Raw genomic sequence first — 2603 nt, 5'->3', positions numbered from 1 at the left:
ATCTTGTCGGGATCTGTCAGGAAGGCGAAAACCGTCGCCGGCGGCGCCGCGATCTGCACCTCACGACGAACGATCAAGGGTTCAGCCATCGAAATCTCCCGGGTGTGCGCGCCGCAACACGGCTCGCCCGACACACGGCGCCGGACCAGCGCATTCGATTCGAAGCTAAATCGCCCTTCCTTTCAACAAAAAACTCCTCGGGTTGTTTCGCGCTGGTGACAGCGACGGAACGCCGAAGCATGATCGTGTCGATGCGGCTTTCTTCAACTCTCGCCTGGTTGGTCGACCGCGCCGGCAGCGCCGTCCAACCGGATGCCTTTCTGGCCACGCTCGGCGCGCGACTGGTTGACGATGGGCTGCCGCTCGCCGGTGGATCCCTGACGCTCGCCGCGCCGCATCCGATCATAACGCGCCGCGCCTGGCTGTGGCGGGCCGAGACAGGCGTCGTCATGGAGGCGCTGGGTTTTGGCGCCGGCACGATGCCTGGAACCGGGGAGGGCGATCTCGGACGCGAATGGCTGGCGGGACTGGGAACGGGTGTCGTGCACAATTACACGGTCGGGCCTGAGCGTCAGGATACGCAATCCGAGAGTCCAAAACTGAATTGGGTCGCGGTCCGCCCTCTCGCGGAGCACGAATCGAATACACTGGACCAGGTGGCACGCTTCGCCGCCGCGCCACTTGCCGCTCTCGCTGCCAGGTCGGCGCTGTCGGCCCTGCTTGAGGCCTATCTTGGGCAGCGAAGCGCGGCGCAGGTGTTGGCCGGCCGTTCTCGGCGCGAGGTTGGTGAGACGATCCGTGCCGTCCTGCTCTACAGCGATTTGCGGGACTTTACCGCCCTGTCGGAGGAGACGGACGCCGAACAGGTCGTGGCGGCGCTCAACGCTAGCTTCGACCGCATCGCTGGTGCCGTTCACGCTTTCGGCGGCGAGGTGCTGAAATTCATCGGCGATGGGGTGCTGGCGATCTTTCCTGTCGGCGAGCGCTCGGCTTCAGTGGCTTGCGAGGCAGCGTTGCGCGCGATCGGAGCGGCGCGGGCGGGAATGGCGCAGCTCAATCAGGACCGTGCCAGACAGGGCATGCCCGAACTGCAGTTCGGCATGGCGCTGCATCTGGGCGACATGGTCTGGGGCAATATCGGCACAGCCGACCGGCTCGATTTCACCGCGATCGGCCCGGCCGTGAATCTCGTCAGCAGGCTCGAAGGCCTGTGCCGGCCGCTTGGACGGAGCGTGCTGATCTCGGGCGCTGTCGCGGCGGAAACATCAACGCCCGTGGTCGCGCTGGGCGAACATCAATTGCGCGGAATCGCCAGATCGTGCGCCGTCTTCGGCCTGCCGGACGGGTGACCTCAAGAGCGGTTCACCGTTTCACGGAAACGCCGAATTGCTTTTACGCAATTCCGGACGGAGAACCGCTCACGGCTTTTCTGAAATAGCTAGACGCCCAGCGGCGGCGGGCGGCGGCGGATCGGCTGCGCCTTGATGATGGCGGTGCTCGTCTCCGCCTTGTCGGCGATCCGGTCGAGAAGCCGATCGAGCTCGCCGATCGAGCGCACGAACAGCCGCGCGACGAAGCAGTCGTCGCCCGTCACCTTGTCGCATTCGCCGAATTCGGGCGTCTCCTCGATCAGCTTCTGCACGATGTGCAATTTGCCCGGCAGCGGCCGGATGCGCACGATCGCCTGCAGCGGGTAGCCGAGCGCTTCCGAATCGACCTCGATGGTGAAGGCGCGGATGACGCCGCGCTCCTCCAGCCGCCGCAGCCGCTCCGAAACGCTCGGTGACGACATGCCGACTTGCTGCGCCAGATCTTTCAGCGACGTTCTGGAATCCCGGACGAGGATGTCGAGAAGGTGCCTGTCAAGATCGTCGAGCATTTTCACATTCCACGATAAAGAGTGGTTTTGCCTAATTTAATTAGGTCAATACGGCATACCATCTTTCTGTCGGCATGGAAATGGCCGTCGGAGCTTGAGATCATGCAGCCATAAAGATCTAGAGGCTGCCTCATGAACAATACTCTGCACGGCACGGTCGAAATGACCGCGGCAATGGCGATCCTCGGCACGATCGGTTGGTTCGTCGTGCTTTCTGGCCAGCCTGCCATTGATGTGGTGTTCTGGCGATGCGCCTTCGGCGCGGCGACGCTGCTCGTCATCTGCGCCGCGCTCGGCCTGCTGCGCGGGACATTGACGCCGCGCGTCGCTGGGCTTGCCGTTCTCGGCGGCGCTGCCATCGTCATCAATTGGCTGCTGCTGTTCAGCGCCTTTCCCCGCGCCTCGATCTCGATCGCCACCGCCGTGTACAACACCCAGCCCTTCATGCTGGTTGGCTTCGGGGCGCTCTTCCTTGGCGAACGCCTGACCCTGGCCAAGCTGGCCTGGCTCGCCATCGCCTTCGCCGGCATCGGGCCCGGTCTGTACGATCAGCAGCATGCCGGCGATGTCGGCACCGACTATTTCACCGGGATCGTGATGGCGCTGGGGGCGGCCTTCTTCTGGGCCGTGGCGGCAATCGTCACCAAGACGCTGTCATGCTGGCGCCCTTCGCCAATCTTTCCCACCTCACCGCCGACGCCCGGAGCTGGGCTATGCCTGTCTC

2 protein-coding genes and 2 pseudogenes are annotated in these 2603 nt (G+C 64.2%); 2 read left to right on the top strand and 2 right to left on the bottom strand.

What is annotated here, in order from left to right; genetic code table 11:
* Positions 1 to 89: pseudogene (locus tag EN742_RS39755) on the bottom strand (transcriptional regulator); the annotation flags it as partial.
* Between the two features lie 162 nt (positions 90 to 251).
* On the opposite strand from EN742_RS39755, the gene EN742_RS31215 reads away from it, so the two are divergent.
* Entirely contained in the window at positions 252 to 1349 is a 1098-nt protein-coding gene (locus tag EN742_RS31215; protein ID WP_127406250.1) for an adenylate/guanylate cyclase domain-containing protein, read from the top strand.
* Between the two features lie 89 nt (positions 1350 to 1438).
* Here EN742_RS31215 and EN742_RS31210 read toward each other — a convergent pair whose 3' ends face one another.
* Positions 1439 to 1879, bottom strand: a complete 441-nt coding sequence (locus tag EN742_RS31210; protein WP_127406249.1) for an Lrp/AsnC family transcriptional regulator — start codon at positions 1877 to 1879, stop codon at positions 1439 to 1441.
* 132 nt (positions 1880 to 2011) lie between these two features.
* Between EN742_RS31210 and EN742_RS31205 the strand changes: the two are divergent.
* Positions 2012 to 2603: pseudogene (locus EN742_RS31205) on the top strand (DMT family transporter); the annotation flags it as partial.

The organism is Mesorhizobium sp. M4A.F.Ca.ET.020.02.1.1, from assembly GCF_004022645.1.
In the GTDB taxonomy this organism is placed as follows: domain Bacteria; phylum Pseudomonadota; class Alphaproteobacteria; order Rhizobiales; family Rhizobiaceae; genus Mesorhizobium.
This window is presented reverse-complemented; position numbering and strand designations above follow the sequence as displayed.

Coding starts and splice junctions, on each gene's coding strand:
- EN742_RS31215 (WP_127406250.1), top strand. CDS start 252: ATGCGGCTTTCTTCAACTCTCGCCTGGTTGGTCGACCGCGCCGGCAGC.
- EN742_RS31210 (WP_127406249.1), bottom strand. CDS start 1,879: ATGCTCGACGATCTTGACAGGCACCTTCTCGACATCCTCGTCCGGGAT.